This window comes from Streptomyces sp. NPDC043685, assembly GCF_056436585.1.
The window spans coordinates 687,227-711,955 of record NZ_JBWKCH010000004.1 but is presented as its reverse complement, the minus strand read 5'-3'; the positions used below and the strand labels follow the sequence as shown (position 1 = coordinate 711,955).

General features: G+C 69.5%; 20 protein-coding genes and 5 tRNA genes. 9 read left to right on the top strand and 16 right to left on the bottom strand.

The window, feature by feature from the left end:
• Positions 1-79: 79 nt before the first annotated feature.
• The 11 genes from AC0665_RS16815 to AC0665_RS16765 all read right to left on the bottom strand — a co-directional run bounded on the left by AC0665_RS16815 (position 80) and on the right by AC0665_RS16765 (position 10,338).
• On the bottom strand, positions 80-256 hold the full coding sequence (locus AC0665_RS16815) for a daptide-type RiPP (protein ID WP_468407750.1): 177 nt from the start codon (positions 254-256) through the stop codon (positions 80-82).
• A 77-nt stretch (positions 257-333) separates the two neighbouring features.
• Positions 334-510, bottom strand: coding sequence for a daptide-type RiPP (locus AC0665_RS16810; RefSeq protein WP_478508531.1), 177 nt, complete (start codon positions 508-510; stop codon positions 334-336).
• A 120-nt stretch (positions 511-630) separates the two neighbouring features.
• Positions 631-1,839 (bottom strand): daptide-type RiPP biosynthesis dehydogenase, encoded by a 1,209-nt coding sequence (gene mpaC / locus AC0665_RS16805; RefSeq protein WP_478705235.1) that lies wholly within the window; start codon positions 1,837-1,839, stop codon positions 631-633.
• The gene (mpaD, locus tag AC0665_RS16800) at positions 1,840-3,120 is read right to left on the bottom strand and encodes a daptide-type RiPP biosynthesis aminotransferase (protein ID WP_468407755.1); all 1,281 of its coding nucleotides are present in this window, start codon (positions 3,118-3,120) and stop codon (positions 1,840-1,842) included.
• Positions 3,120-3,929 carry a daptide-type RiPP biosynthesis methyltransferase gene (gene mpaM / locus AC0665_RS16795; RefSeq protein ID WP_478508528.1) on the bottom strand — a complete coding sequence of 270 codons (810 nt, stop codon included), beginning with the start codon at positions 3,927-3,929 and terminating at the stop codon, positions 3,120-3,122. The genes mpaD and mpaM overlap by 1 nt, the downstream gene beginning before the upstream one ends.
• Positions 3,926-5,041, bottom strand: coding sequence for a daptide biosynthesis RiPP recognition protein (gene mpaB, locus AC0665_RS16790; RefSeq protein ID WP_478602860.1), 1,116 nt, complete (start codon positions 5,039-5,041; stop codon positions 3,926-3,928). The genes mpaM and mpaB overlap by 4 nt, the downstream gene beginning before the upstream one ends.
• Positions 5,034-6,002 carry an LLM class flavin-dependent oxidoreductase gene (locus AC0665_RS16785; RefSeq protein ID WP_478508570.1) on the bottom strand — a complete coding sequence of 323 codons (969 nt, stop codon included), beginning with the start codon at positions 6,000-6,002 and terminating at the stop codon, positions 5,034-5,036. Before AC0665_RS16785 ends, mpaB begins: the two co-directional genes overlap by 8 nt.
• Positions 6,003-6,599: 597 nt before the next feature.
• Positions 6,600-6,672 (bottom strand) — tRNA-Lys (locus tag AC0665_RS16780).
• Between the two features lie 214 nt (positions 6,673-6,886).
• The gene (locus tag AC0665_RS16775) at positions 6,887-9,040 is read right to left on the bottom strand and encodes a DEAD/DEAH box helicase (RefSeq protein ID WP_478508526.1); all 2,154 of its coding nucleotides are present in this window, start codon (positions 9,038-9,040) and stop codon (positions 6,887-6,889) included.
• Between the two features lie 330 nt (positions 9,041-9,370).
• Positions 9,371-9,901 (bottom strand): hypothetical protein, encoded by a 531-nt coding sequence (locus AC0665_RS16770; protein ID WP_468407765.1) that lies wholly within the window; start codon positions 9,899-9,901, stop codon positions 9,371-9,373.
• Positions 9,902-9,987: 86 nt separating this feature from the next.
• Entirely contained in the window at positions 9,988-10,338 is a 351-nt protein-coding gene (locus tag AC0665_RS16765; protein ID WP_478705234.1) for a metallopeptidase family protein, read from the bottom strand.
• Positions 10,339-10,421: 83 nt separating this feature from the next.
• Between AC0665_RS16765 and AC0665_RS16760 the strand changes: the two genes are divergently transcribed.
• The 7 genes from AC0665_RS16760 (at position 10,422) to AC0665_RS16730 (ending at position 17,067) form a co-directional block, all read left to right on the top strand.
• Positions 10,422-11,996, top strand: a complete 1,575-nt coding sequence (locus tag AC0665_RS16760; protein ID WP_478602864.1) for a metallophosphoesterase family protein — start codon at positions 10,422-10,424, stop codon at positions 11,994-11,996.
• An 80-nt stretch (positions 11,997-12,076) separates the two neighbouring features.
• Positions 12,077-12,149, top strand: a tRNA-Glu gene (locus tag AC0665_RS16755).
• A gap of 35 nt (positions 12,150-12,184) precedes the next feature.
• Positions 12,185-12,259 (top strand) — tRNA-Asp (locus AC0665_RS16750).
• A 24-nt stretch (positions 12,260-12,283) separates the two neighbouring features.
• Positions 12,284-12,357: transfer RNA gene (locus tag AC0665_RS16745), tRNA-Phe, on the top strand.
• Between the two features lie 184 nt (positions 12,358-12,541).
• Positions 12,542-16,486 (top strand): ATP-dependent RNA helicase HrpA, encoded by a 3,945-nt coding sequence (gene hrpA, locus AC0665_RS16740; RefSeq protein WP_478602866.1) that lies wholly within the window; start codon positions 12,542-12,544, stop codon positions 16,484-16,486.
• Positions 16,487-16,579: 93 nt separating this feature from the next.
• Positions 16,580-16,654: transfer RNA gene (locus tag AC0665_RS16735), tRNA-Asp, on the top strand.
• A gap of 224 nt (positions 16,655-16,878) precedes the next feature.
• Entirely contained in the window at positions 16,879-17,067 is a 189-nt protein-coding gene (locus AC0665_RS16730) for a DUF6274 family protein (RefSeq protein WP_468407770.1), read from the top strand.
• A gap of 463 nt (positions 17,068-17,530) precedes the next feature.
• Here AC0665_RS16730 and bldC read toward each other — a convergent pair whose 3' ends face one another.
• Complete coding sequence (gene bldC / locus AC0665_RS16725; protein WP_003949541.1) at positions 17,531-17,737, bottom strand: developmental transcriptional regulator BldC; 207 nt, start codon at positions 17,735-17,737, stop codon at positions 17,531-17,533.
• A gap of 600 nt (positions 17,738-18,337) precedes the next feature.
• Complete coding sequence (locus AC0665_RS16720) at positions 18,338-19,183, bottom strand: DUF8083 family protein (RefSeq protein ID WP_468634329.1); 846 nt, start codon at positions 19,181-19,183, stop codon at positions 18,338-18,340.
• Positions 19,184-19,435: 252 nt separating this feature from the next.
• Here AC0665_RS16720 and AC0665_RS16715 point away from each other — a divergent pair, with 252 nt between their 5' ends.
• On the top strand, positions 19,436-20,539 hold the full coding sequence (locus AC0665_RS16715) for a Leu/Phe/Val dehydrogenase (protein ID WP_478602868.1): 1,104 nt from the start codon (positions 19,436-19,438) through the stop codon (positions 20,537-20,539).
• A gap of 308 nt (positions 20,540-20,847) precedes the next feature.
• Positions 20,848-21,093, top strand: a complete 246-nt coding sequence (locus AC0665_RS16710; protein WP_030251636.1) for a DUF3073 domain-containing protein — start codon at positions 20,848-20,850, stop codon at positions 21,091-21,093.
• Between the two features lie 84 nt (positions 21,094-21,177).
• Here the strand turns inward: AC0665_RS16710 and purM are convergent, their stop codons facing one another.
• The 3 genes from purM to AC0665_RS16695 form a co-directional block, all read right to left on the bottom strand.
• Entirely contained in the window at positions 21,178-22,257 is a 1,080-nt protein-coding gene (gene purM / locus AC0665_RS16705; protein ID WP_478508522.1) for a phosphoribosylformylglycinamidine cyclo-ligase, read from the bottom strand.
• 44 nt (positions 22,258-22,301) lie between these two features.
• Positions 22,302-23,831 (bottom strand): amidophosphoribosyltransferase, encoded by a 1,530-nt coding sequence (purF, locus tag AC0665_RS16700; protein WP_031108296.1) that lies wholly within the window; start codon positions 23,829-23,831, stop codon positions 22,302-22,304.
• Positions 23,832-23,894: 63 nt separating this feature from the next.
• Positions 23,895-24,668, bottom strand: a complete 774-nt coding sequence (locus AC0665_RS16695) for an META domain-containing protein (RefSeq protein WP_468634336.1) — start codon at positions 24,666-24,668, stop codon at positions 23,895-23,897.
• Positions 24,669-24,729 lie beyond the last annotated feature (61 nt).

Here is a 24,729-nt window from a genome sequence, read left to right as displayed (position 1 = left end):
TATTCATTGGTGCGGCCCTGTTCCGGATGCTAATGGCCAGCATCCGGAACAGGGCTTCGTCCGTCAGGCGTCCGACCGGTCAGGTCGCGATGACAGAGGTGACGGCGACAGTGCTGTAGGCAGCGCTGACACCGGCCGAGATGGCGGTGCTTGCGAGGAAGCTGTCCCACCAGTCAGGCGCCTCCATGCCCTCCAGCTCCTCCATGGCCAGTTCCTGCATGGCCAGCTCCAGAGCGGGGTTGATGTTCTCCTTCATTTCTTTCACCTCCTTCAAGGGGTCTTCGACATGTGCTTCCGCAGGGCCACTCCGCTCAGCGGCGGCGGCCCTCCGGATCAGGTCGCCAGCGTGACGATGGAGACGTAAGAGATGACGCCTCCTGCGCTCAGGCCGCCGATGGCGCTAGCCGCAGCGCTCCAGCTGAAGTCCGGGGCGTCGAGCGCCTCCAGCTCCTGCATGTCGAGCTGCTGGGCCTCCAGCTCCTGCAGAGCCAGCTCCAGAGGTGCGGACACGACGCTGTTCTTGTTCGCAGTCTGCATTGTTGTTTCCCCCCTCCCGTGGTGTCGCGGGCCGTCCGTCAGCGGACGCCGACGGAAGTCTGTGGTGTGTGATGACGCCCTCTCGGTACGCCGTCACGCGGCGGGCTGTGGCTGCCTGACGGCCTCGGCCATCACCCGCCGGACATCGGCGAGAGTGAGGGCACCCAAGGTGGGCAGGCCATCACCCCACGCGCGCATCGTGGCCCGGGCGATCCGGTCCGTCCGCTCCACGGTCGCCTCGATACCGCGCTCGATCCGCCAGGCGTCCAGCAGAGCCGCGACGCCCTCGACCGGGTCCGCGGGCAGTGCCGGCCGGTGGGCCATGGCTACGGCCTCCCAGAGCCGCCGTAGCCGACGGGCAGAACCCCAGCGGACGTCGCCTTCCGCGATCCGCTGCCACAGGGACGGCAGCACCGCGGCCGCGGCCGTCATCTTGCGGAGACCCAGACCGGTGGAGAGCTCGTTGGCCAGGTACCAGCCCTTGCAGGCGCACGGATCACGGCCGAGATTGAACCACTGGCTGTGGCTCAGACCGCTGAGCTTGGCGATCTCCAGGCGCAGCAGATCGCCAGGGACTTCGCCTGCCTGGCGGACGGACGCCAGCTCAGCCCCCAGAACGACCAGTCGCTCGATGAGCGTCAACGCGAAGGCGTCCTCCGAGGGGAGGTCCTGCGGATCCCCCACGTACATGCCGGCCACCCGAAAGAACACTTCGAGGACGCCTTCCGCGAGGAGTTCCACGGGCAGTGTCCGGGTGGCGACAGGGTCGAGCACCGCGACATCCGGCTGCAACCCGTTACCGAGCACCAAGCGTTTGCCCTGTGAGCCCGCGAGGCAGGCGCCACCGCTCAGCTCACTGCCGGTGCCCACCGTGGTCGGCACCGTGATCAAGGGGATCTTCGGTTCCGCCTCAGCCGGTAGCAGCACCAGACCGCTGCGCTGCCGCACTGCCAGCCTGTCGCGCACTACGGGGGCCGCGCTCATCAGCACGGCCAACTTGGCCTGGTCGAGCAGTGTTCCCCCGCCGACCGCCAGGACGAGTTCGCTGTCACAGAGCCGTTCGGCCAGCGCCGTCACGCTCTCCAGCGTGCCGGGGCCGTCCAGTACCAGCCGCTCCACCGACCGTCCCGCCCACGCCGCGCATGTGGCCACTTGATCCACGGCCTCCGAGTCGGCGACAGCCGGGTCCGCGAGCAGGGTCACGGTCCGTCCCTCGTGGAGGGGCAGCCACTTGGCCAGTCCGCTGATCCCGTAGGCCACCTGAGTGAGGCGTCTGCTGCTCAGATTCCACACCGCATCCATTCAGACCGCCTCGGCCTCACTGCCGAGCCCGGCACGGTCCCGGGCGTGTGCCCTCACTCCGAGGCGCACGCAGTGCAGGAGCTCGGTGAGTTCGTCGTCGGTGTAGATCAGTGCGGGAAGGATCTGCACCCCGTTGACGCTGGGGTGGACCAGCGCGCCGGCTCTGCGGATCGCGGCGACGACCTCCGGCACCTCCTGCTGCGGCAGTGGGTCTCCCTCAGGCGTGCTCAGCCGAATGGACCGGAAGCAGCCGATGCCTGTGGTGGCCGAGACCAGCGGTTCGGTGGCGACCAGGTCCTCCAGTGCCTTGTCCAGAAGGGCTGAGAGTCGTCGCGCCGAGGCGACCGCGTCGAGCCGCCGCATCTCCTCCACCGTGGCGAGGATCGCCGCGCAGGTGACGGGTGTCCCGGCTTGGGTCTCCCCATGGACGAACACGTCACCCGCCGCGTCGAAGGGTTCAGCGAGGGCTTGAGGCATCAGTACGGCCGCCGCCGCATGCGTGCCGTTGGTCAGCCCCTTGGACGTGATCAGCAGATCCGGAGGCGCCGGCCACCGCTGTGAGGCGAAGAAGTCACCGGTACGGCCGAAGCCGGTGGCGACCTCGTCGGCAACGAGAAGGAAACCGTGGCGGTCTCTGAGTTCGAGCAGCGTCTCCACGTACTCCGGGGTGAGGGGCACCGCACCGCTGCCAAGAACGGGTTCCACCACCACTGCCGCGATCCGGCTTCCCTGCTGGGCCACCAATCGGGCGATTTCTTCGCCCGCGTTGGGTGTCACATGCCTGACGAACCGTTGGTCGACGCCGTACACGGCCTGGCCGAGATTCTCGCCGGTGAGTGCGAACCCCCCGAAGGTCAGCCCGTGATAGCTGTCGCGGAGACCCACCACGAGCTTGCGCATGCCTTCGCCGCGCAGCGCGTGGTAGTGCCTGGCCAGCTTCATCACCAAGTCGTTGGCGGCACCGCCGGAGGTCGAGAAGACGCACCGGCCGTAGTGCTCCGCCCCTGCCGCCTCGACCAGCGCCCGCGCAGCACGCCTGGCGTAGATGTTCTCGTAGCGGAACACCGACAGATAGGAGGCGTCACGCAAGGCGTCCGCACAGGCTTGGGCGATCGCCTCGTTACCGTAGCCGAGGTTCACGTTCCACAGCCCGCTGGCACCGCAGAGCAGTTCACGGCCGTCCTCGAAGCGGATCCTGACGCCCTCGGCCGACACGGCGCACAGCTCATCGGCTCCGTGCAGGCGGGGTTCGAGCAGCGAGGGCCAAAGTTCGGTGGACATCAGACGGCCTCCGCCTCGAGCAGCACACCGGTGTGGCGGGGGGAGGCGGCGGGCAGTGGATGACGCGCCACGACACGCAGCCCCGCGGAAGCCAGTTCCCGCGCAAGGTCGTCGGGGGGCAGGACCCGGATGGACGTGGTGAGCACCAGCACCGGTCCGTCCTCCGGCGTTTCCCGCTGGGCCGGCAGGATGGTGACCTTGCGGGCTTCTTGCCCGGCCCGCCAGTGTTCGATCATCCGGTAGCGTCGGCCGCTGGCACCCGCGGCCTCGAGGTCCAGGTCATCCCCGTGGGTGACGGCCACGTCGACAGTGGACAGCAGGAACCTCCCGCCGGGCCGGAGATGGGCCCGCACAGCCGCGTAGAGTCCGGCCCGGCCTTCTGCGTCGAGCAGTGAGATGGACGTGGTGCCGAGCACCACAACGGCGTAGGTGCTGCCGAGTTCGAATGCGGACATGTCACCCTGCACGACGGTGCACCGTCCCCTGACACCTGCCGGGGCCTCGGCGAGCCGCTCGTGGAGCAGGGCCACCATGCTTTCCTTGAGCTCCAGGGCCGTGACCTCCCGGCCCAGCGCGAGCAGCGGCAGCGTCAGCCGGCCGGAACCGGCGGCGAGTTCCAGCACCGGGCCATGACAGGCACGGACCGACCGCAGCAGTTCTCTGATCTCGGTGGTGTCGGTGGCCGCCAGGTCGTGATAGACCGAAGCACCCGCCTCGTCGTACAGGTCGTGCAGGCTGACTCGGTCTCCGTACCCGGCCAGGATCTGGCCGGCCAGCCCGGGGAGCGCCGCGGCTTCCGTCGTCGTCATGCGGACGCCTCCAGGACGGGAGCACCCGGAACCAGCGAGACTCCCTTGTCGGCGAAGAAGGCGAGTACCCGCTCGACCGCAGCCCGGTCCGCCGATCCGCTTCCCGTCTTCGCGGCGTTCCGTTCCGCGTGCTCCTCCACGGCTTCGGCGCTTCCGAGAACCAGCAGCATCTCCGTGGTCTCCGCCGCGCGTCGACCGAGCTGGAAGGTCCGGTCGACACCCGGGACCCTGACGTACGCCTTGTCCGACGTCCAGCAGAGGAACGGCGCCCCCGGATCGTCGGTGTCCGAGGCCCCTTCGACCGCATCGAGCCCGGATACAAGCCGGCAGCCGAAGCCCGAGACCCTGGGCTCGGTGATCCCACGCGTCTGGAGGTCGCGCAGCAGGTCCAGCGTGGCCAGATAGCGGGCAAGCCAAGGCCTTCGGCGCACGGCGGGGCCGCGCACCTCCTCCGCCACGGCCGCGCCGAGCGGCACCGCGCCACCCACGTCGCTTGCCGCGTTCAGGCGCTGCCATGCCGAGTGCAGGGCCGCGGCTGAATCTCCGGCGGTCCCCAGCCGCAGTCCCTGCGGCGAGACGGAGACACCTCCGTCTCGGTCCACGTAGAGCCTGGTGCCCGGTCCGTCGCCCGGAACATGGCCCCCGAGCGCGGAAAGGTCTGCGATCTGTACGGCCGGGCTGACTGCGAAGGGCGCAAACCTGCCCTCCGCCTTGGCGGCGTCGGCGTCCGCGAGGAACATCTCGAAGTCGATGTCGCCGGCCATCCGCACGAGCGTCGTGCCGAGCAGCGACATGTAAGGGCTGACGCCGTAGTCCTGGATCTGGAGGAACAGAACGTCACCGACCGACGCGTCGCCCTCAGACCCGCTCAGCGATCCCTCGTACCCCACGACGGTGGCACCGGACCTGCCGTCCTCACCGTCCCGTACCCCGGGGGCGAGGACCAGCGTCTGCGGCCCCACGGCATCGGAGCCGAGCAGCGCATCGAGACAGGCCGGATCCTCGAGCACAACGGTGGCGGACTCCGGCCCCGGAGTGCCACCGGCCGACGGGCGGCCGGTGACCCAGGAGCGCAGATGGCGCCCCACCCGGGCGATCAGTTCCTCATTCACCTGAGTCCCTCCGATACGCGCCTACCGCGGCGAGAATCTGCTTCAAGTCGTCCATTGCGGCATTCACGCCGTAGAGCCGGCAGACACCTGTGAGGTTCAGCACGATTTCATCGACCCCGGCATCACGATACTCATCGAGATGCTTGACGACCTGATCGATATTTCCATAAAGGAATGCACCGGAGTCCGCCATGAGCCGTGCAGCCGCTCGCGAATCGAGCTCGGAAAAATCAATGCCTGCCTTTCCGAGCATGTCAAGGTAGTGAGGCGCCTGCATGTGTGCGGAATTGCTTGCCAGTACGAAATCGGAGACATCCCGGTCGGAGCGTTCCAGAGCCACGGGCACCATCGCGGTGATCCGGGGCACGGACCGGCCTGCGGTGGCCGCCCCCTCCCGCAACGCGGGGCGGACGACACCGTCGAGGTAGGCCGCCGGCGTGAGCCAGGTGACCGCCACATCGGCGACCTCGCCCGCGAGGCGGGCCATGCCGGGACGCAGCACTCCGAGTCCGAGGCGCACGGGCGGTGACATGACCGGGCCCATCCCCGCATGGCAGGAGTAGTACTCACCGTCGAAGTCGACCGGATCGCCGCTGAGCAGCCCTCGAACCACCGTCATGTATTCACGGACCGCCGTGAGCTGGCTTCGGTAGGGAGAGCCGAGCAGACTCTGCTGGAACGTTTTCGCGCCCGGTCCGAAGCCGGCCACGACGTCCTTGCCGGTCGCCATCGCCAGGGTCTTGACCTTGTGAGCTGCCTCGAACGGATGCCGCAGCGGCATCAGAGTCACTCCAAGCCCAGTCGGCACCCGGAAGCCCGCACCCGCAACGGCGGAAAACGTCTGGAAGGGTTCCATCAGCAGGCTTTGCCCCTGCCAGAGCCTGCTCGCCCCCGTCCATTCGACCAACGCCGCAAAGGGAAGAACCTGCTCTGATCGGCGCGGCAGGAATGGCACCAGTATTGAATACTCCACATTTCCCCCCGGACCGCGACTTCTAACGTAGTGAATATTCCCAGAGAGATCATCGGGGGCGCAAGGATTCTCGCTGCAACTTGATGCAGGTAGAACTGCAGAAAACTGCACCGCACGAGTTCGTGGCCTGACTCGCCCAGCGCGGACGGTGGTATCGCATTCCGTCGGCAAGGCCATCACCGACGCCATCCACGTTGCTGTCCTCAGGTCCGCGCCTCGGCCTGGACACCAGCCGTCGACCTGAACGGTGAGATCCGCAATGTGCGGCCGGGGCTCCGAACTCGCCGCTGAGGTGCGGGACGGCTGGTCCACAGGCGTACGCCTGATCATCAGCGAAGAACGCCCGCGCCCCGTGCCGGGCGCCTCGAAAACGTGCTCACCCTGGCCGGCCGCACCACCGCCGTGCACGAGGAGGGCCGCGTGCGGTCCGTGTCCGGTTCCGAACCTCATAGGCCGTAGCCGAGCCGCGGGCCAGGGGCGCATCCGCTCACGCACGGGCTGAAAACCAGTCAGCGCCCGAGCCGACCGAAGCCGACCCGGACGCTGCACCGCAGGTCAGAGGTCATATCCCCCGACCACCACCGGTAGGCCCTGTGGGACTCGAACCCACAACCAATGGATTAAAAGTCCACTGCTCTGCCAATTGAGCTAAGGGCCCAGGCGTTGTCGCCCCCACGAGCATAGCCGGACGACGCCGCGTCTTTGATCGGGTATCGGTCCCATCGGCCCCGCCGGAGGGACGAACAGGGCCGATCGGGGCTGCGGACCGCCCGGTTGGGGCGGCCGCGCGCGCCACGCGCGGCCCGGGGGAACGACGAAGCGCCGTGGCCCGCCCGTCGGGACGGGGCCACGGCGCTCCTCATGCGCTCATGTCAGCCGTTGCGCTTCCAGCGCGGCTTGTCCTCGCGGCGCTGGAAGGAGCCGCCACCGCGGTGGTCGTCACGACGGCCGTTGGGGCGGTCGTGCCCGCCGGAGCGGAACCCCGGACGGTCGTCACGGCGATCCCGGTTGAAGGGACGGTCGCTGCCCCGGTGACCGGTGCGCTCGTCCCGGCGGAAACCGCCGCGGTCATGGTCGCGGTTGAAGCCGCCCCGGTCGTCACGACGCTCGAACGGACGGCCCCCGGCCCCGCGGTCGTCACGACGCTCGAAGGAACGGCCGCCACGGTCACCGCCGCGCTCACCACGGTCGTCCCGGCGGAAGCCACCGCGCTCGCCGCGCTCACCGCTCCGGTCGTCACGGCGGAAGCCACCGCGCTCACCACGGTCACGGTCGAAGGAACGGCCGCCACGGTCCCGGTCACGGTCGCGGTTGAAGCCACCCCGGTCGTCACGACGCTCGAACGAACGGCCCCCGGCCCCGCGGTCGTCACGACGCTCGAACGAACGGCCCCCGCGGTCGTCACGACGCTCGAAGGAACGGCCGCCACGGTCACCGCCGCGCTCACCACGGTCGTCCCGGCGGAAGCCGCCGCGGTCCTCACGCCGCTCCCGGCGCTCGTACGGGGCTGAGGACTCGGGGCGCTCCTCGCGCTCGACGTCCTTGGCGGTCGGCTGCTCGGGCACCGACACCTCGACGCCGGCCGGCACCTCGCCGGCCTCGCCGGCGGCCACCACGGCCGCGGGCTCCTCGCCCCGCTCGCGCGCGACCCGGGCGAGCAGCCGGTCGGCCTCCTCGCGCAGCTCGTTCGCGCGCCGCTGCGCCCGCTCCAGCTCCTTGGTGAGCGCCGCGACCTCACGCTCGGCCTGCTGCGCGGCGTTGCCCACGGACTCGGCCTGGACCTCGGTCATCGACCGGGCGCCGGTGATCTCGGCGACCTCCGGGTCGAAGGCGCCGGCGCCCTGGATGATGTGGCGCGTGGCGTCGACGCCCGCGTCCTCCATCAGCCGGAAGATCTGGCGCCGCTGGTGCGGCAGCGACAGCGAGACGACCGTGCCGGTGCGGCCGGCGCGGGCCGTACGGCCGGCGCGGTGCAGGTAGTCCTTGTGATCGCCGGCAGGGTCCACGTTCAGCACCAGGTCGATGCCGTCGACGTGGATACCGCGGGCGGCGACGTCGGTCGCGACGAGCGCGTTGACGTAGCCCTTCTTGAAGTCCTCCAGCACACGGGTACGCGCGCCCTGCGTCATACCGCCGTGCAGCGCGTCCGCCTTCACACCGGAGTCGCAGAGCTGCTCGGCGATACGGTCGGCGCCCAGCTGGGTGCGGACGAAGATGATCGTGCGGCCCTTGCGGGAGGCGATGGCGGCGGTGACCGGCGCCTTGTCCTTGGGCTTCACGATGAGGATGTGGTGCGACATGGTCGTGACGTTGCCCTGGGCGCTGTCGACCTCGTGCGTGACCGGGTCGGTCAGGTAACGCTTGACCAGCGTGGAGATCTCGTTCTCCATCGTTGCCGAGAACAGCATGCGCTGACCGCCCGCCGGGACCTGGTCCAGCAGCTCGGTGACCTCGGGCAGGAAGCCCAGGTCGGACATCTGGTCGGCCTCGTCGAGAACGGCGATCTGCACGTTCTCCAGCGAGCAGGCGCCGCGGTTGATGATGTCGCGCAGCCGGCCCGGGGTGGCGACGAGGATGTCGACGCCGCGCTCCAGGGCGTAGATCTGGTTGCCCATCGACGTACCGCCGCAGACGACCTTCATCTTCAGGCCGAGGACGTCGCCGTAGGGCTGGAGGGCGTCGGCGACCTGCATGGCGAGCTCACGCGTCGGCGTCAGGATGACGGCGCGCGGCTTGTGCTTCTCGGTCCGGCCGCCGGCCAGCGTGGCCAGGGTCGGCAGACCGAACGACAGGGTCTTGCCGGAGCCGGTGCGGCCGCGGCCGAGGATGTCCTTGCCGGCCAGGGCGTCCGGGATGGTCGCGGCCTGGATCGGGAAGGGGCTGGTCACACCGTTCTGCGCGAGCTTGCGCACGATGCCCTCGGGCAGGCCGAGGTCGGTGAAGGTGATCTCGGGGGTGGTGTCCTCGACGGCCTCGTTCTCGGGGCTCTCGGGCACGACGACGTGATCAGTACTGGCGATGGACATGCGAATGCGAAACCTTCCGGAGTCTCAAGTCGGCACGCGCCCGTCAACTCCGTGATTCGCGATTCGCAATACGACCGCCTCAATGCGGTCCACCACGGCAAGGGAGAGTACGCGCCACACGGCGCGCTCTGCAGTGGCGCCGGGCAAGATGGGATCAAACGATCTGCCACCATACGCACTCCGGGCCCCTCAAGGCAAACCGGACTGTGCAGGAGACAGAGGGCAGCAATCCGGTGGCCGGACGGCTCCCCCAGGGCTGCAACCACCCCCCACCCGGAAATGTTCCCGCCCCGGCCCACGGGATTCATGCCCCTCAGCGCGTCCCGGGTCTCACGCCGGTGACCCCGCCTCCGGCGCCGGCTCCCGCTGCGCCAGCTGCGTCCCCGGCGGCTCGTGGGCCGAGGACGACGGCTCCGGGGTCGGCTCCGGCGAGGTCGTCGGCTCCGGCGGCGTGGGGGTGGGCTCCGGCTCGGCCGTCCGGGTGGGCGTCGGCGGCACCGGCGGCTTCGGCGTCGGCCGGGGCGGCTTTCCCGGCTTGTCGCGTCCCGGCGCCGACGGGCTCGCGTCGGCGCTCGGCGACGCCTCGGGGGGCGCCGGCTCGCGCGCCCCCGCGCCCTTGCCCTTCTTGGCCTTCCGGCTCTTGCCGCGCTCCCGCTCACCGTCGGCCCCGGCGGCGCCGAACCCGCCACCGCCCGACACCGCCGGCCCGCCGTCCGGCGCCTCGCCGCCACGCTGCCCGGCGGAATGCGACGGCTTGACGCTCCCGCCCGCACCGTCGTCACCGACACTCATACAGCCGGCGGCAGCGGCGACGGCCACGACCGTGGCGGCCAGTCGGACGGGTACGTACAAGGGGCGCACGGGGCCACCTCCGGAACGGGTGAGGAGTCGACACCCTCAACTCCCGCCGCGCGCAAGAGGACACGCGCCCCGTATTCACAACCCCGTCAGCCGTAACCCAGCGCGTGAAGCCGCTCGTCGTCGATGCCGAAGTGGTGCGCGATCTCGTGCACCACGGTGATCTCCGTCTCCGCGATGACGTCCTCCCTCGAGTCGCACATCCGCAGGGTCGGATTCCGGTAGACGGTGATCCGGTCCGGCAGCACACCCGCGTACCACTCGCCCCGGTCGGTCAACGGCGTCCCCTCGTACAGCCCGAGCAACTCCGGGTCGTCCGCCGGCGGCTCGTCCTCCACGAACACCGCGACGTTGTCCATCAACCGGGTCAACTCCGGCGGGATCCGGTCCAGCGCCTCGGCGACCAGCTCCTCGAACTCCTCACGCGTCATCTCCAGCACAGGCCCATTGTCGGCCACGAGCCCGCCGTACGAGAGCCTCCCGGCGTCGCATATCCGGCCGCACACCTGGGCATAGGGCACCAATGCCCCGCGTCCCCGCCGCAGCCCGGAGTGTCCTGAACCCGATCCGCAGGGCCGCCCGCACCCTGGCCCGCCGCTACCGCTCCCGTCAGGCACCCCCGACGACCGCACTCGTGGCGCCGCCGCACCCCTGGACGCGCGCGCTGGGACTCGTGGCCGTCGTCCTCCTCGGCGCCTGGCTGGGACTGCTGGTCGTGGGCAATGTCCGGGTCCCGGTCGGCCCGATGAACACCACCATGACGCTGCGCCCCTCCTTCACCGGCGGCACCAAGATCAACATCTCGCCCCTGGGCGCCCTCCAACTGGACAGCCACATCGCTCCGGTGCGCCTGGACGTCAACGTCGACCAGCTCGACCCCGACCGCTCCCAAGCGCTCGTCGACCACCCCGAACGCCTCTCCGGCCTCCAGGACGAGGTCGCCCAGGACGTCACCCGCGGCACCCTCGACGTCGCCCTCCGCTCCGGCGTCGCCGTGGTCACCGGCGCCACCGCCCTGGGGCTCGCCGTCTACCGCCGCCCCCGCCGGGCCCTGGCCGCCGGCGGCCTCGCCCTCACCCTCCTCGCCGCCTCCGGCGGCACCGCCTACGCCACCTGGCGCCCCGACTCCGTCCTCGAACCCAAGTTCTCGGGCCTGCTCACCTCGGCCCCCTCCCTGGTCGGCAACGCCCGCAGCATCGTCACCGAGTTCGACGTCTACCAGAAGGAGTTGGCCCGTCTGGTCACCAACGTGACCAAGCTCTACGACGCCACCTCGACACTCCCTGCCTACGCGCCCGACCCCTCCACCATCCGGGTGCTGCACGTCTCCGACATCCACCTCAACCCGGCGAGCTGGAAGATCATCGCCTCGCTCGTGCAGCAGTACAAGGTCGATGTCATCGTCGACTCGGGCGACACCATGGACCACGGCACAGCCGCCGAGAACGGCTTCCTGGACCCCATCGAAGACCTCGGCGCCCCTTACGTCTGGGTCCGCGGCAACCACGACTCGATGATCACCCAGCGCTACATGGAACGCCTGAAGAACGTGCACGTCCTGGACGACGGCCGGGCCGAGACGATCAGGGGCCTGCGCTTCGCCGGCATCGGCGACCCCCAGTTCACCCCCGACCGCTCCGGGCAGGCCGGCGCAGAGCAGTCCCAGGAACTCGCCGGTGCGCGCCTGGCCACGGCCCTGCACGACCAGAGCGACGCCGGCACACCGGTGGACATCGCCATCGCCCACGAGCCCTCAGCGGCCCGCGGCGTCGACGGCGAGGTCCCCCTGGCCCTGGCGGGCCACCTGCACCACGACGAGATGGAGGTCCTGCCGTACGGCACCCGGCTGCGCATCGAGGGCTCCACGGGCGGCAGCGGACTGCGCGCCATCGAGGGCAAGCACCCCGACCCCATCGAGGCGTCGATCCTCTACTTCGACCGGGACACCCGCCACCTCCAGGCCTGGGACGAGATCGAACTGGGCGGGCTCGGTCTCACGACGGCCGAGGTCAGCCGTCACCTGCCCGAGGAGAACCAGCCCGGTGCGAACCCGTCCCCCGGCACCCCCGCGGAGGGCACTCCCACGAGCTCGCCCTAAACCGTTTTGGCGATAGCTCCCGCCATCCCATATGCTTCTCACGTCCCCGACGCGCTGAGAAGCGCCCAGGCGGGCCGATAGCCCTCATCGTCTAGCGGCCTAGGACGCCGCCCTTTCAAGGCGGTAGCACGGGTTCGAATCCCGTTGGGGGCACGCACCACCCTGTGCGACACTGTCGTACGAAGCTTGGTCCTGTGGAGCAGTTTGGAGTGCTCGCCACCCTGTCAAGGTGGAGGCCGCGGGTTCAAATCCCGTCAGGACCGCTGAGGTTTCACGTGAAACCTCGTGGCTGGGTAGCTCAGTTGGTACGAGCGATCGCCTGAAAAGCGATAGGTCGCCGGTTCGACCCCGGCCCCAGCCACAACCGCCCTCACCAGGGCCTGAGCCCCTCTCCCTCACCGGAGAGGGGCTCTTTCGTGCGTCAGGACGCAGCAGCCGAGCGGGGGCGGGTCCGTCGCGTCGCCGAGCCCCTCCCCCGTCGGCCGGAGCCCCCGGGACAAAAGCGTTAGCCCCGAATTTCCCGGGGATGAGATCCTGGATCCCGTATGTCTACGCAATCCGCCCCCGCCCTCGGCGCCCTCGCCCCCCGCCTGACCGAGCTCTCCCTGCGCGACGCGCACCGGCTCGGGCGCAGGCTCGAAGGTGCGCGCAAGATCCGTAAGCCGGAGGCCCGGGCCGCCGTGCTCGCCGAGATCGAGGCGGAGGTGGGCAAGGCCGAGGAGCGGATGGCCGGGCGGCGCGCCCTCGTGCCCGAGGTGACGTACCCGCAGCAGTTGCCGGTCAGCCAGAAGAAGGACGTGATCGCCGACGCCATCCGCGATCACCAGGTGGTGATCGTCGCCGGCGAGACCGGCTCCGGCAAGACGACCCAGATCCCCAAGATCTGCCTGGAGCTCGGGCGCGGCGTACGCGGCATGATCGGGCACACGCAGCCCCGCAGGATCGCCGCGCGCACAGTCGCCGAACGCGTCGCGGAGGAGCTGGACACGCCGCTGGGCGGGGCCGTCGGCTGGAAGGTGCGTTTCACCGACCAGGTCGATCCGGAGGCGACCTTCGTCAAGCTGATGACGGACGGCATCCTGCTCGCCGAGATCCAGACGGACCGCGAGCTGCGCGCCTACGACACGATCATCATCGACGAGGCCCACGAGCGGTCCCTCAACATCGACTTCCTGCTGGGTTATCTCGCGCAGCTGCTGCCCAAGCGCCCTGACCTCAAGGTCGTCATCACCTCGGCCACGATCGACCCCGAGCGCTTCTCGCGGCACTTCGGCGACGCCCCGATCATCGAGGTCAGCGGCCGCACGTACCCGGTGGAGGTCCGCTACCGGCCGCTGCTGGAGGAGGACGGCGACGACGCCGACCGGGACCAGATCACCGCGATCACCGACGCCGTGGAGGAGCTCCAGAAGGAGGGCAAGGGCGACATCCTCGTCTTCCTCTCGGGTGAGCGGGAGATCAGGGACACGGCCGACGCCCTCGCCAAGAAGAACTACCGGTTCACGGAGATCCTGCCGCTGTACGCCCGGCTCTCGCACGCGGAGCAGCACCGCGTCTTCCAGCCGCACACGGGCCGCAGGATCGTTCTGGCGACGAACGTGGCCGAGACCTCGCTGACTGTGCCGGGCATCAAGTACGTCATCGACCCCGGCTTCGCCCGGATCTCGCGCTACAGCCACCGCACCAAGGTGCAGCGACTGCCGATCGAGCCGGTGTCGCAGGCCAGCGCCAACCAGCGCAAGGGCCGCTGCGGCCGTACCTCGGACGGTATCTGCATCCGGTTGTACAGCGAGGACGACTTCAACGCCCGTCCGGAGTTCACGGACGCGGAGATCCTCCGGACGAACCTCGCCTCCGTCATCCTCCAGATGACCGCGGCAGGCCTCGGCGACATCGAGAAGTTCCCGTTCATCGACCCGCCGGACCACCGCAACATCCGCGACGGTGTGCAGTTGCTCCAGGAGCTGAACGCCCTGGACCCGGCGCAGAAGGACCCCCGCAAGCGGCTCACGGACACCGGCCGGAAGCTCGCCCAGCTGCCCGTCGATCCCCGGCTGGCCCGGATGGTGCTGGAGGCCGACAAGAACGGCTGTGCGCGGGAGGTCATGGTCATAGCCGCCGCGCTGTCCATCCAGGATCCGCGGGAGCGCCCCGCCGACAAGCAGGCCCAGGCCGATCAGCAGCACGCCCGGTTCAAGGACGAGACCAGCGACTTCCTGGCCTATCTGAACCTCTGGCGCTATCTCCGCGAGCAGCAGAAGGAGCGGGGTTCGTCGTCCTTCCGCCGGATGTGCAAGCAGGAGTACCTCAACTTCCTTCGCATCCGCGAATGGCAGGACATCTACACCCAATTGCGTACGGTCGCCAAGCAGATGGGCATCCACCTCAACGAGGACGACGCCCCGGCCGACCGCATCCACGTCTCCCTCCTGGCCGGCCTGCTGTCGCACATCGGCATGAAGGACGTGAAGGAGGGCGCGAAGAACGAGTATCTGGGCGCCCGCAACGCCAAGTTCGCCGTCTTCCCCGGCTCGGCGCTCTTCAAGAAGCCGCCGCGTTTCGTGATGTCCGCCGAGCTGGTGGAGACGTCCCGGCTCTGGGCCCGCGTCAACGCGAAGATCGAGCCGGAGTGGGTCGAACCGCTCGCCGCCCACCTGATCAAACGCACCTACAGCGAGCCGCACTGGGAGAAGGACCAGGCCGCGGTGATGGCGTACGAGAAGGTCACGCTCTACGGCGTGCCGATCGTGGCGCAGCGGAAGGTCAACTACGGGCGGATCGACCCGGAGGTCAGCCGTGAGCTGTTCATCCGGAACGCGCTGGTCGAGGGCGACTGGCGCACGCACCACAAGTTCTTCTCGGACAACCGCCGGCTCCTCACCGAGGTCGAGGAGCTGGAGCACCGGGCGCGGCGCCGGGACATCCTGGTCGACGACGAGACGCTGTACGACTTCTACGACCGGCGGATTCCCGAACACGTCGTCTCCGGGGCGCACTTCGACTCCTGGTGGAAGCACAAGCGGCACGACCAGCCCGACTTCCTCGACTTCGAGCGCGAGATGCTCATCAACGAGAAGGCGGGCGAGGTCACCAAGGCCGACTATCCGGATTCCTGGCGTCAGGGGAATCTGAAGTTCCGGGTGACGTACCAGTTCGAGCCGGGCGCCGACGCCGACGGCGTGACCGTCCACATCCCCCTCCAGGTCCTCAACCAGGTCACGGACGAGGGTTTCGACTGGCAGATCCCGGGCCTGCGCGAGGAGCTGGTGACGGAGCTGATCCGTTCCCTGCCCAAGCCGATCCGCCGGAACTACGTCCCCGCGCCGAACTTCGCGAAGGCGTTCCTGGACCGGGCCGTGCCGCTCCAGGAGCCGCTCACCACGACCATGACCCGCGAGCTGAGGCTCATGGTCGGCGTGCCCTTCGAGGCGGACGACTTCGACCTGTCCAAGGTCCCCGACCACTTGAAGATCACGTTCCGGATCGTGGACGAACGGCGGCGCAAGCTGGCCGAGGACAAGGACCTGGAGGCGCTGAAGCTCAGGCTGCGCCCGAAGGCCCGCAAGGCCCTCTCCCAGGCCGCCGCGGCGACGGCGCAGCGCTCGGGCGGCGAGTCGCTGGAGCGCTCGGGCCTGACGGACTGGACGATCGGCACCCTGACCCGCGTGTTCGAGACCCGGCGGGCCGGCCAGCCGGTGAAGGCCTATCCGGCGCTGGTGGACGACGGCGACACGGTCTCCGTGCGCCTGTTCGACACCGAGGCGGAGCAGGCCCAGGCGATGTGGAAGGGCACGCGCCGGCTGATCCTGCGCAACATCCCGGTGAACCCGGCGAAGTTCGCGAGCGAGCGCCTGACGAACGCGCAGAAGCTGGCGCTGTCCGCGAATCCGCACGGCAGCATCCAGGGCCTGTTCGACGACTGCGCGATGGCGGCCGCGGACAAGCTGATCGGGGACTTCGGCGGGCCGGTGTGGGACGAGGAGTCGTACCGGAAGCTGTACGACAAGGTGCGCGCCGAGATCGTCGACACGACGGTCCGTACGGTGGGCCAGGTGCAGCAGGTCCTGGCCGCCTGGCAGGCCTGTGAACGCCGTCTGAAGGCCGTACGCAGCCCCGCGCTGCTGCCGAACCTCCAGGACGTGCGGGCACAGCTGGACGCCCTCGTGAAGCCCGGCTTCGTGACGGAGGCGGGGCTGCGGCGGATGCCGGACCTGATGCGCTACCTGGTTGCGGCCGACCGGCGTCTGCAGCAGATGCCGGCCAACGTCCAGCGGGACACCACGCGCATGGAGAAGGTCCACGAGATGCGGGACGAGTACGCGTGGCTCCTGGAGCAGATGCCGCAGGGCCGCCCGGTGCCGTCGGCGGTCCTGGACATCCGCTGGATGATCGAGGAGCTCCGGGTCAGCTACTTCGCCCACGCGCTGGGCACGGCGTACCCGGTGTCCGACAAGCGGATCGTGAAGGCGATCGACGCGCTGGCGCCGTAACGGCACCGGCACGCAGGGTGAGTTCGACCAGGGACTCCCCCTCCTGTACAGTCTCTTCTCGCAGCGCAACGCACGAATCGCACTGCGAAACCTGGTCCTGTGGAGCAGTTTGGAGTGCTCGCCACCCTGTCAAGGTGGAGGCCGCGGGTTCAAATCCCGTCAGGACCGCAGAGAAAGAGCCCGGATCTTCTGATCCGGGCTCTTCGTCGTCCGCAGGGCTTGTCCGCCGCCACCAGGGCTCGGATCCGAAGATCCGGGCCCTTTCGCGCACCCTGACCTCTCCGTGAGCCTCCGCAAGCCTCTCCGCGCCCCACACGCCGTCTTGACGCCTCTTCATTCCCTCGGTACCCCAGAACCAGGGCCGCGCCTGTGCGGCCTTCTGGAGGTGGCGTATGGCGACAGCGGCCAGGCACGAGACGCGGGCCCTGCTCCGCGCGCATCTGTCGGCCGCGTCGTCTTACCGGCATCTGACGCGGCATTGCCCGATCTGCCATCACCTGCTCCGGCTGGCGATGGAATCCGCGCCGCGTGCCGCTCGGGCCCCGGCCGGGGAGGGCGAGAACGCGGCTCCCCGGGCGTGAGCGGCGAGCGGCCCCAACACCCGCCGGAGCAGGGGCTGCTGGCGTCGGCGGCCTCCTCTACCGCACACGCGGCGGAGCTAACAAGCCGCTTGGTATGTGACGGGTGTCACCGCATGAGTTTTACGAAGTGCGGTACTTACGCCCCGCCTACAAAGAGTCAATTTAATATGTGCAATTGCACCCTGACCGAGGGGTCGCGCACAGGGGATCCGACACCCCTCCCCAGGCTCCTACAAGGCCGCTCACAGCAGGTTCCCCGGACCCACCGCGGGCGCACAAAAAAGATCGCGCTGGACCCGGCGGAGTCCAGCGCGATCGACGACGCACCCTGTTGTATGCCTGCAAAGCTCTGACTGGCTTGGGCGTGGGGCCTGTTGGGGCAGGTTCCCGCGTCGCTTGGAGCTGTGGTCATGGACGCCTCGGCCGATGGGGGATCAGCCGGTTTGCCCGATTATTCAGTTGTTCAGGCCTCGCTGCGCTGCTGCGGGATGCCCGCGAGCAGAGCGCGGACCTCGGCCTCGCGGTAGCGCCGATGCCCGCCGAGCGTGCGGATCGACGTGAGCTTGCCGGCCTTCGCCCACCGCGTGACCGTCTTGGGGTCGACGCGGAACATCGTGGCGACCTCAGCCGGGGTCAGCAGCGGCTCGGCATCAGGGGTGCGAGCGGTCATGAGCGGCCTCCTCGGGAGAACCGAACCTTCTCGGTTCTTTCCTCTAAATTCTGCACCTTGACCCGCGTTGCCCGAAATGGCGGACGCGAGTCGAGTCGGTTATAGGACGAACGGCTTGTCCTCGGCACTACAACTACACCATCTGTCCAGCCGCGTCGGCCAAACCGATGGAATTGCCCCTCCAGGTGTTCATCAGCGACGGAAGCCGATGGACCATGCCATAGCGGACAGTCACACCGCTGTGACGATCAGTCACAGCGGTGTCAGGAAGTCACCAGACCCCCCAAAGCGTGCAATGCTGAGATTCCCCCCATAGTGCAACACCATGGGACGGAAGGAGCCCTCCCCGGACTCCTTGTCCTATTTTGGCATGAGGAGGGGCAAGGGGCGCAAGAGCCTCGTACGTGTAGTCCGTCACGCTTGGCCTACTTGAGAGGTCTGCCCGGATCGGTCCCTACCGTCCTGTGTTGACGGAGCCTCAGAAGACGCTCAGCCCGCTTCAGGAACTCGGTGCGAGGACGAAACCCCAAATCGGGCGGTTCGTCAAACGTCAGTTCGTGACCTACGGCGAGCGGTCTGCACGGACATCCAGCTCAGGGATCAGTTGGCCGACCGCAGATCCCGCACGGAACGCCACCGCTGCACGAGCCGCGCGTACGCCTGCCCCGCGGCGGTCCCGTCGCCCCGGCGCAGCGCGGCGATGCCCTCGGCCACGTCCGCCGCGGAGTGGTCGTCCTCCAGCGCCCCGGCCGGCACCGCGTGCACCAGGCCGCCGTAGTCCAGTTCCACGAGCGAACGCGGGTGGAACTCCTCCAGCCAGCGCCCGACGTCCACCAGGCCGTCGATGAGCGGCCCCTCGTCCATGGCCTCCCGCAGGGCGCGCAGGCCCCGGGCCACCCGCCGCCTGGCCTGCACCATGGGGGTGCGGTAGCGCAGCACGGGCGGGCTGCCGGCCGAGGCGCCCTTGTCGTACTCGCGCTCGTCGTCGGAGACCAGCACGAACCAGTTGATCGGCACCTGCCAGGTGGCGGTGCGGATCCACGGCCGGGCGTCCGGGTTGATCGCCAGCCAGCGCTCGTAGTCCTGGGCGGCCTGGCGCCGCAGCACCGGGGGCAGGACCGCGTCCATGACCGGCGGCGGCAGTTCCTCGGCGAGCTCGTCCAGGGCGAGCCAGCCGCGCAGCCGGGTGCGCCAGGGGCAGACGCAGACCACGCCGTCGACATCCAGCACGAAGGCTTCCTCGCTCTCGTGCACCGGCACCGGGACGGGCGGGGTGGGGGCCAAGTCGGCCAGGGCCCGGCGGAGTTCGTCCTGGTACGAGGGGCGGTCCGTGCGGCGGGCGTAGCGGGCCCACTGGCTGCGCTCCGGCTCGGGGAAGGCGGCCAGCGGTTCGTACACGCGCAGGTAGGACGCGTAGGGGACGATCACCGAGGTCACCTTGGGCACGCCTGCTCCCTCCCCCGCGCACCGCCGTGAAAACCTGCGGAGCCCACTCACGGTCGCGCGGGAAATCCATGCAAATCGTCGCACGGTGTACTCCGGTCGGAGGTGATCCTGTGCACAGAGCGGCCGGCGGGCCCACCAGGCCCTAATCTCGTGCTCAACAGTCCCCGCCACCCTCCCCCACAGCCAAAAGCGCGGGGGGATCACCACGGGAGCTGGTCTCCACCCGCCGCAACTTACTCAGGAGTCACCACAGTGACCGACGTAACCGGCGCACCTGCTGATGTACTGCACACCCTGTTCCACTCGGACCAGGGCGGACATGAGCAAGTCGTGCTCTGCCAGGACCGCGCGAGCGGCCTCAAGGCCGTCATCGCCCTGCACTCCACCGCCCTGGGCCCCGCGCTCGGCGGTACGCGCTTCTACCCGTACGCGACCGAGGCCGAGGCCGTCGCCGACGCGCTGAACCTCGCCCGCGGGATGTCGTACAAGAACGCCATGGCCGGTCTCGACCACGGCGGCGGCAAGGCCGTGATCATCGGCGACCCGGACACGGTCAAGAGCGAGGAGCTGCTCCTCGCCTACGGCCGGTTCGTCGCCTCCCTCGGCGGCCGGTACGTGACCGCCTGCGACGTCGGCACCTACGTCGCCGACATGGACGTGGTCGCCCGCGAGTGCCGCTGGACGACCGGCCGCTCCCCGGAGAACGGCGGCGCCGGGGACTCCTCCGTCCTCACCGCCTTCGGCGTCTACCAGGGCATGCGCGCCTCCGCCCAGCACCTGTGGGGCGACCCCTCGCTGCGCGCGAAGCGGATCGGCATCGCCGGGGTCGGCAAGGTCGGCCACCACCTGGTGGAGCACCTCGTGAAGGAGGGCGCCGAGGTCTTCGTCACGGACGTGCGCGAGGACGCCGTACGGCGGATCACCGAGCGGCACCGGGACGTGATCGCCGTCCGGGACACCGACGAGCTGATCCGCGTCGACGGTCTGGGCATCTACGCCCCCTGCGCGCTGGGCGGGGCGCTGAACGACGAGACGGTTCCGGTGCTCACCGCCGAGGTGGTCTGCGGCGCCGCCAACAACCAGCTCGCCCACCCGGGTGTGGAGAAGGACCTCGCCGACCGCGGGATCCTCTACGCGCCGGACTACGTGGTGAACGCCGGCGGTGTCATCCAGGTCGCCGACGAGCTGCACGGCTTCGACTTCGACCGGTGCAAGGCGAAGGCGTCGAAGATCTTCGACACCACGCTGGCCATATTCGCACGTGCGAAGGAGGACGGCATTCCGCCGGCCGCCGCGGCCGACCGGATCGCCGAGCAGCGGATGCACGACGCGGTCGTGGCGCGCCGGGCGCGGTGATCCCGGCCTGATCCCGGGCGCCTCGCACGTTTGGCCGGTACCCGCCGGTGGGCAGTTAGAGAGAACTCTCACTTCTCCCGGCGGGTCGACCGCCGATAAGTGGTTAAAATCGCGGTTGACCAGCGAGGACGGGGCGCCTCGAAGGTCCTGGGCGCGGGCACGTCATGCGGGCGACGTACCGTATGGGCGCGGGCTCAGGTACCGTGGAAGCCCTACGGACCGGTCTCTCCGCGGAGAGGCCGTGCCGGACCATGAACGCGTGTCAAGACTCTGGGGCCGTCGAGCCCCGTCGTTGAGGGGGTCGAGCCATGGGGCGCGGCCGGGCCAAGGCCAAGCAGACGAAGGTCGCCCGCCAGCTGAAGTACAACAGCGGTGGGACTGACCTCTCACGCCTGGCTGAGGAGCTGGGTGCATCGCCTTCGAATCCGCAGCCGCCTAACGGCGAGCCGTTCGAAGACGATGAGGACGACGACCTGTACGCACGGTACGCCGACCTCTATGAGGACGACGACGACGAGGACGACCAGTCCTCGCAGCATCGTCGCGGCGCTTGACCCTGCACTGAGCATGTTCCCGGTCGGTGACTTCGGTCACCGACCGGGTTCTGTGCTGCCCGCAAGGGTCATGACCCCCGTGCCTCAGCTCGCGTAGTCACCGATCAGGGCGGCACCAGTGGTGTGCTCGCCCCGGTCCGTGATCTCTCCGGCCACCCAGGCGTCCACGCCACGGTCGCCGAGGGTCGCCAGAGCCACGTCCACGGACTCCTGGGGCACGATCGCGATCATGCCGACGCCCATGTTCAGGGTCTTCTCGAGCTCCAGGCGCTCCACGCTGCCCGTACGGCCGACGAGGCCGAAGATCGGGTCCGGCGTCCAGGTGGAGCGGTCCACGACCGCGTGGAGGCCGTCCGGGATGACCCGGGCGAGGTTGGCGGCGAGCCCGCCGCCGGTGATGTGGCTGAAGGCGTGCACCTCGGTGGTCCGCATGAGGGCCAGGCAGTCCAGCGAGTAGATCTTCGTCGGCTCCAGCAGCTCCTCGCCGAGGGTGCGGCCGAGCTCCTCGATGTGCGCGTCCAGCGCCAGGCCTGCCTGGTTCAGCAGGACGTGCCGGACGAGGGAGTACCCGTTGGAGTGAAGACCGGAGGACGCCATGGCGATCACCGCGTCACCCGTACGGATGCGATCAGCGCCGAGCAGCCGGTCGGCCTCCACGACGCCCGTGCCGGCGCCTGCGACGTCGAAGTCGTCCTCGCCCAGCAGGCCCGGGTGCTCGGCCGTCTCGCCGCCGACCAGGGCGCAGCCGGCCAGCACACAGCCTTCGGCGATGCCCTTGACGATGGCGGCGACGCGCTCGGGGTGGACCTTGCCGACGCAGATGTAGTCGGTCATGAACAGCGGCTCGGCGCCGCACACCACGATGTCGTCCATGACCATCGCGACCAGGTCGTGGCCGATGGTGTCGTAGACGCCCAGCCGGCGGGCGATGTCGACCTTGGTGCCGACGCCGTCCGTGGCGGAGGCGAGCAGGGGGCGCTCGTAGTTCTTCAGGGCGGAGGCGTCGAAGAGGCCGGCGAAGCCGCCGAGGCCGCCGAGGACCTCGGGGCGCTGCGCCTTCTTCACCCACTCCTTCATCAGTTCGACGGCGCGATCGCCGGCTTCGATGTCGACGCCCGCGGCTGCGTAGCTCGCGCCGCCCTCGGCAGGGGGTTTCTCGGACATGGCTAAGGAGACCTTCGTGTCGTACGGCAGGTGTTACGGGCCGTCTACGGGCGGCGGATCGCGTCGGCGGCGGCCGTGGCGGCCGGGCCGGCGGCCAGCTCCGTCTCCAGCAGCTGCTTGCCGAGCAGCTCGGGGTCCGGGAGCTCCATCGGGTACTCGCCGTCGAAGCAGGCACGGCAGAGGTTCGGCTTGGCGATGGTGGTCGCCTCGATCATGCCGTCGATGGAGATGTAGGCCAGGGAGTCGGCGCCCAGGGAGGTGCCGATCTCGTCGATCGTCATGCCGTTGGCGATGAGCTCGGCGCGGGTGGCGAAGTCGATGCCGAAGAAGCAGGGCCACTTCACGGGCGGCGAGGAGATCCGGATGTGGACCTCGGCGGCGCCCGCCTCGCGGAGCATGCGGACCAGGGCCCGCTGGGTGTTGCCGCGCACGATCGAGTCGTCGACGACGACCAGGCGCTTGCCCTTGATGACTTCCTTCAGCGGGTTCAGCTTCAGGCGGATGCCCAGCTGGCGGATCGTCTGCGAGGGCTGGATGAACGTCCGGCCGACGTAGGCGTTCTTGACCAGGCCGGCGCCGAACGGGATGCCCGAGGCCTCCGCGTAGCCGATGGCGGCGGGCGTGCCCGATTCCGGGGTCGCTATCACCAGGTCGGCCTCGACCGGGGCCTCCTTCGCCAGCTTGCGGCCCATCTCCACACGGGAGAGGTACACGTTGCGGCCGGCGATGTCGGTGTCCGGGCGGGCCAGGTACACGTACTCGAAGACACAGCCCTTGGGCTTCGCGTCCGCGAATCGGGAGGTGCGCAGGCCGTTCTCGTCGATGGCGACGAACTCGCCCGGCTCGATCTCGCGGACGTAGGAGGCGCCGCAGATGTCGAGGGCCGCGGACTCGGAGGCGACGACCCAGCCGCGCTCCAGCCGGCCGAGGACCAGCGGGCGGATGCCCTGCGGGTCGCGGGCCGCGTACAGGGTGTGCTCGTCCATGAAGACGAGCGAGAACGCGCCCCGGACCTTCGGGAGGACCGTGTGAGCGGCCTCCTCGATGGTCAGCGGCTTGCCCTCCTCGTCGACCTGGGCCGCGAGGAGCGCGGTGAGCAGGTCGGTGTCGTTGGTCGCCGCGACACGCGGGGTGCGGCCGCCTTCCTGCTTGGGCAGGTCGGCGACCATCTCCGCGAGCTGGGCGGTGTTGACGAGGTTGCCGTTGTGGCCGAGCGCGATGGACCCGTGCCCGGTGGCACGGAACGTCGGCTGGGCGTTCTCCCAGACGGAGGCACCGGTGGTCGAGTAGCGGGCGTGTCCGACCGCGATGTGACCCTGGAGCGAACCGAGGGAGGTCTCGTCGAAGACTTGGGAGACCAGGCCCATGTCCTTGAAGACGAGGATCTGTGAGCCGTTGCTGACCGCGATTCCCGCGGATTCCTGGCCTCGATGCTGGAGGGCGTAGAGCCCGAAGTACGTGAGCTTGGCGACCTCTTCGCCCGGAGCCCAGACACCGAAGACGCCGCAAGCGTCCTGGGGGCCCTTCTCACCGGGGAGCAGGTCGTGGTTGAGTCGTCCGTCACCACGTGGCACGCCACCGAGTGTAGGCGAGGTCGACCGTTGGTCCGAATTGGGGATACCGGACTTTCCGGTGGATCACCGCTCGGCGACCGCTCGCACACGCGTACCGTTTTCGCTGGTCAGCGTGAGGGTTTGGTGATCGACCGCGTACGTCAGCCGTCCGTCGAAAAGACGCAGCAGGGCCTTCTCGTCGGCCATGAGTGAGTCTTCGCACATCATGCGGGTCGTGGCGGGAGGGCCGAGGGTGATATGGCCGTCGCGGACCGTGGCCTTGGCGTTCACCTTGTTGCAGCCGAGGCTGCCCGCGACGGTGCCCTTCTTCGCGTCGAAGGTGAGGTGGGCCCGGCCGTCGGCCTTCGGGGCGGTGACGGTCCACTCGGTGCCGGCCAGCGGGGCGTCCTTCGCCTCGCTCAGGCGGACGGTGTCGCCCGAGCCGGTGGTGAGGGTGAGACGGTCGCCGTCCACCTCGGCCTTCAGCTCCTGGCCGGAGAAGGCCCGGGCGAGGGTCGTCTCGAACGCCATGGGCTTGTTCTCGCAGGCCATCTCGGTGGCCATGGTCCTGCCGAGCCGCACGCGGTCGCCGTCGACGGTGGCCTCGGCGCTGAAGTGGTTGCAGCCGAAGCTGCCCTCGGCGCGGCCCTTGTCGATGGTTACGTGGGCGCCACCGGGGGCCTTCTGGGTCTTTCCGCCGGCGGTGACGCTGTCCACGGTCCACCGCACCCCGGTGACCGGTTTCCCGGCACCGACCGAGCCGCTGCCGCCGTCCGCCTTCTCACTGCCACAGGCCGCCAGGAGCGGGACGAGCATGGCGGCGGCCGTCAGGGTCATGCGCTGCTTCTGCCTGTCCATGCCGCTTCGACGGGCGAGGCGGGGGGATCGGTTCCCCTTACGGCGGGGATTCCTCCTGATG

What these genes read in the sequence shown, in the direction of transcription:
- AC0665_RS16815 (WP_468407750.1), bottom strand. Translation starts at nt 256, where the DNA reads ATGAAGGAGAACATCAACCCCGCTCTGGAGCTGGCCATGCAGGAACTG.
- mpaC (WP_478705235.1), bottom strand. Translation starts at nt 1,839, where the DNA reads ATGGATGCGGTGTGGAATCTGAGCAGCAGACGCCTCACTCAGGTGGCC.
- mpaD (WP_468407755.1), bottom strand. Translation starts at nt 3,120, where the DNA reads ATGTCCACCGAACTTTGGCCCTCGCTGCTCGAACCCCGCCTGCACGGA.
- mpaM (WP_478508528.1), bottom strand. Translation starts at nt 3,929, where the DNA reads ATGACGACGACGGAAGCCGCGGCGCTCCCCGGGCTGGCCGGCCAGATC.
- AC0665_RS16775 (WP_478508526.1), bottom strand. Translation starts at nt 9,040, where the DNA reads ATGTCCATCGCCAGTACTGATCACGTCGTCGTGCCCGAGAGCCCCGAG.
- AC0665_RS16760 (WP_478602864.1), top strand. Translation starts at nt 10,422, where the DNA reads ATGCCCCGCGTCCCCGCCGCAGCCCGGAGTGTCCTGAACCCGATCCGC.
- hrpA (WP_478602866.1), top strand. Translation starts at nt 12,542, where the DNA reads ATGTCTACGCAATCCGCCCCCGCCCTCGGCGCCCTCGCCCCCCGCCTG.
- AC0665_RS16730 (WP_468407770.1), top strand. Translation starts at nt 16,879, where the DNA reads ATGGCGACAGCGGCCAGGCACGAGACGCGGGCCCTGCTCCGCGCGCAT.
- bldC (WP_003949541.1), bottom strand. Translation starts at nt 17,737, where the DNA reads ATGACCGCTCGCACCCCTGATGCCGAGCCGCTGCTGACCCCGGCTGAG.
- AC0665_RS16710 (WP_030251636.1), top strand. Translation starts at nt 20,848, where the DNA reads ATGGGGCGCGGCCGGGCCAAGGCCAAGCAGACGAAGGTCGCCCGCCAG.
- purM (WP_478508522.1), bottom strand. Translation starts at nt 22,257, where the DNA reads ATGTCCGAGAAACCCCCTGCCGAGGGCGGCGCGAGCTACGCAGCCGCG.
- AC0665_RS16695 (WP_468634336.1), bottom strand. Translation starts at nt 24,668, where the DNA reads ATGGACAGGCAGAAGCAGCGCATGACCCTGACGGCCGCCGCCATGCTC.